The sequence below is a fragment of the Flavobacterium sp. genome, from assembly GCF_044368625.1.
Lineage (GTDB): Bacteria > Bacteroidota > Bacteroidia > Flavobacteriales > Flavobacteriaceae > Flavobacterium.
Genome location: NZ_JBIPPD010000285.1, coordinates 1 through 3,190, shown reverse-complemented (window position 1 = coordinate 3,190; position 3,190 = coordinate 1). Strand labels below are relative to the sequence as shown.

Annotated in this window: 5 protein-coding genes; all 5 read right to left on the bottom strand. The window is 32.9% G+C overall.

The annotated features are described in order from the left end of the window. Nucleotides 1-111 precede the first annotated feature (111 nt). The gene (locus ACIQ2X_RS14960; RefSeq protein ID WP_396179759.1) at nucleotides 112-528 is read right to left on the bottom strand and encodes a sensor histidine kinase; all 417 of its coding nucleotides are present in this window, start codon (nucleotides 526-528) and stop codon (nucleotides 112-114) included. 109 nt (nucleotides 529-637) lie between these two features. After that, nucleotides 638-1,429, bottom strand: a complete 792-nt coding sequence (locus tag ACIQ2X_RS14955) for a hypothetical protein (RefSeq protein WP_396179758.1) — start codon at nucleotides 1,427-1,429, stop codon at nucleotides 638-640. Nucleotides 1,430-1,476: 47 nt separating this feature from the next. Next, entirely contained in the window at nucleotides 1,477-2,076 is a 600-nt protein-coding gene (locus ACIQ2X_RS14950; protein WP_396179757.1) for a tetratricopeptide repeat protein, read from the bottom strand. 364 nt (nucleotides 2,077-2,440) lie between these two features. Continuing rightward, nucleotides 2,441-2,641 (bottom strand): hypothetical protein, encoded by a 201-nt coding sequence (locus tag ACIQ2X_RS14945; RefSeq protein WP_396179756.1) that lies wholly within the window; start codon nucleotides 2,639-2,641, stop codon nucleotides 2,441-2,443. A gap of 295 nt (nucleotides 2,642-2,936) precedes the next feature. Next, nucleotides 2,937-3,190 (bottom strand): GSCFA domain-containing protein (locus ACIQ2X_RS14940; RefSeq protein WP_396179755.1); only part of this gene is annotated, 254 nt, incomplete at its 5' end.

Below are 3,190 nucleotides of genomic sequence, written 5' to 3'. Positions count from 1 at the left end.
AAAATAATTTTTCACTATATTTGTCATAGATATTGGTTTGTTTGGAGACTTCAAGATACTGAATTTCAGTATCTTGACCAATATCTAATCCATTTATTTTACTGCAAATAATTACACCCAACGGGTTTGGATTACAATCTGCATACCGTTCTTTTCATTTTTGCTGAAGTGGATGGTGCCTTTAATTTCGTCAATGCGTTTTTCCATATTGAGCAACCCGTTTCCTTTACGAATGTTACTCTCGTCAAATCCAATTCCGTCATCGCTTATAGTTATCTGAAAATCGTCTTTGATGCCATTAATAGCAATGGAAATATTCTTGGCTTTCGCGTGTTTAATAGCATTGTTGACCGCCTCTTGTATGGTTCGGTACAGGTTCATTCCCATTACGGACGACAGCTTTATGTGGGTTAAATTAGGTTCTATAAAAAAGATAAAGCTCATATTTTGCTGAAACTTTTGTGCGTTTTCGACGAAGTTCAGTATGCGTGAATTGAGGTCTTCGAAAGTAATTTCATTCGAATTCATCGCCCAAATAGTATCTCTGAGTTCTAAAATGGTAGCTTTTGTAAATTCACTTATGGTGTTTAATTTTGTGTTTAATTTTAAGTCGGTACTTGGAAATGCATATTTAATATTATCGATTGACGAAATAAAAAAAAGTCAACTGAGCTCCAATGTTGTCGTGCAAATCGCGTGATATATCCAGTCGTTGTTTTTGCAATTTGTTTTGGATTTTAATTTTTGAAATGGCTTTTTTTAACTCATATTCTTGTTGCTGTTGTTTGCTTTTTAGACGTTGTTGTCGCACTACCAAAATTCCGATCGATGCAATAAATAGAACGAGTATTACTAAACCAATGAGTAGGATATTTTTTTTACGGGTTTGAATTTCAGTTTTTAATAATTTTGTTTTTTGTTCTGCTAACAATTTTTCTTTGTTCGCCGTTTGGTATTTAATTTCTAGGTTCGCAATACTTTTTGCATTGTCATCCGAAAATTTTTGTTTCAAAACTTTTGCAAATAAATCACTATAATATTCCCCTTTTGAAAGATTACCGAGTACATAATAACTTCTTGCTATTTGTTGATATAGCGAACTCGAATAATATTTAAAATCGGTATTTGCTTCTAAAAATTCGATTCCTTTTTTTCCATAAAAAAGTCCCTTTTTCGGATCACTAATTTCATTATAAGCCGACGAAAGTCCGGTGTAAACCCCGATAATAGTTTTAGGATTAATGGCTACGGAATCTTTCATGTCGAGAATTTTCTGGTAGTACGTAATTGATGCTCGAAATTGTTTTTTGGACTGTAAAGTATTGCCAATATTTTCGATAATTTTATAATAATCAATGAGGTTTTTTGATTCGGCTGCAACTTTTAACCCTAAATAAAAATGGGTAAGGGCTTCCTTGTTTTTATGCATCAAATTGTAACAAATGCCGATGTTATTGAGTGAGCTGGCCTGATCTTTTAACTGATTGTTTTTTTTCGATCTTCGTATGCTTTTTTATGGTAGTATAATGCCTTTTCGTTGAGGTTCAGCTCCTGATAAATGAGTCCGATATTGTTGTAAAAGATGGAATTTTTAATTTTTTTATCGTCGGGTAAAATTTCATTCCGTTTTAAGCCTTCCAAAAAATAATTCAACGCATTTTTGTAATTTCCTTGGTTGTAATTGAGCATTCCGAGATTGTTGATGCTGCGAACTTCAATGATTTTATGGCGATTTTTACGGCTTAATTCGAGGGTTTTCTTGAAATAGAATGTTGCACTATCTGTTTCTCCTTTGATCTCCATCATAATTCCTTTGAGATTCATAATCTCGTTGTAGCCATAGGATTTGATGTTTTTCAGAGCAATTTTTTCGGATTTTTGTAAATATCTTTTTGCTTGCGAGGTGTCATTAAACACATAATGCCAAGCTATTTTGTTGTAATTAGAAATTTTAATTGAATCATTTTTTGCTCTGGAAATTACGGTAAGTAAGCTGTCAATCTCTGATTTATTTTGAGATCGAAGTGTGCTGCCTAAACATGAAAGCAACAAAAAAAATAGAATCCTTTTTAGCATAAGAGAGTGTTTATTAGCAGAAATACGTAAAATTAAATCATTTTTTAATAGTATTTTAACTATTTGATATTTTTGTTTGCCTTGATTAGTTTTTTTAATAGGCTCCGGTTTTGTTCATAAATGGATGGTGCAATTTTAGCGCATGATTGCGGGTAATTTTCTACAAAATCTTTGGCAATTTTCAATTGATCGTTTAAATCTTGCTGTATTTTGAGCGTCCGTTGCATTGCAAAAGTCAAGCGGATTTGGTTATTTTGAAAACGAATTTTTTGCTTTATAATGCCTATGGCCCAATAAATAATTGCACCAATTAGCAATATACTACTCACTATTTTGAAAATGAATTTTCCCAATTTATTTACAGTTAACCGTTTTGCCTGATTTCTATGGCTGTAATTGTTCCATCAACGGCAGTTGTGGTTCCTCTTGACGTTGCTTCTGTAAAATTTCCAGACCTTGTCGTGAAGTGGTTTCCGTAATCGAAATCGTTCCTGTTTGTACTTAAAACAAGAATGCTCGATGCCAACAGTGCGATTGCATTTCCGGAAGTGACGTCATACTCCAACAGTTAAATTTATTTCTACAAAACTGTTATTCGCTGCGTTATTCCAATTTTTATAGTTCTTAATAGTTTTAAATGCCGTTTTCTTTCCATATAAAAACTGAAGTTGTGAGAATCGTGTTCGAATTTGATTCATCGCTAGAACAACTAATAAATGTAAATGGGAGTAAAGAAAATAAACGATGTAGTGGTTTCATGATGTATAAATTTAAAGTTATCCATCAAAGGTGCTCGAATTGCCAATAGTTTTCAATACGTTGAAAAGCGTATTTTGTAGAAAGTTAATTGTGAATGCCAACTAAAATTGCATGTGTGGAAACTCAGTTTGAATTTGTTCTACTTTTTCGTGAAGGTTTCGGAGAAATTTTTGATGCAAATGCGAAGCAGCATCGAACGGTTTGTGTTGCAAAGCTTTTTGAATTGTTTGAACTTGCTCCATTGTGGGATATGAAGATTTTTCGATATAGGTTTCCACAAATCGAGACCAAATATAATCAATTGCAGTAGCGTTTGGGTGTATTAAATCACCATTGTAAAAACGGTAATCACGCA

Excerpts from the sequence above, each read along its gene's own strand:
- ACIQ2X_RS14950 (WP_396179757.1), bottom strand. The coding sequence starts at position 2,076 with ATGCTAAAAAGGATTCTATTTTTTTTGTTGCTTTCATGTTTAGGCAGC.
- ACIQ2X_RS14960 (WP_396179759.1), bottom strand. The coding sequence starts at position 528 with ATGAATTCGAATGAAATTACTTTCGAAGACCTCAATTCACGCATACTG.
- ACIQ2X_RS14955 (WP_396179758.1), bottom strand. The coding sequence starts at position 1,429 with ATGCATAAAAACAAGGAAGCCCTTACCCATTTTTATTTAGGGTTAAAA.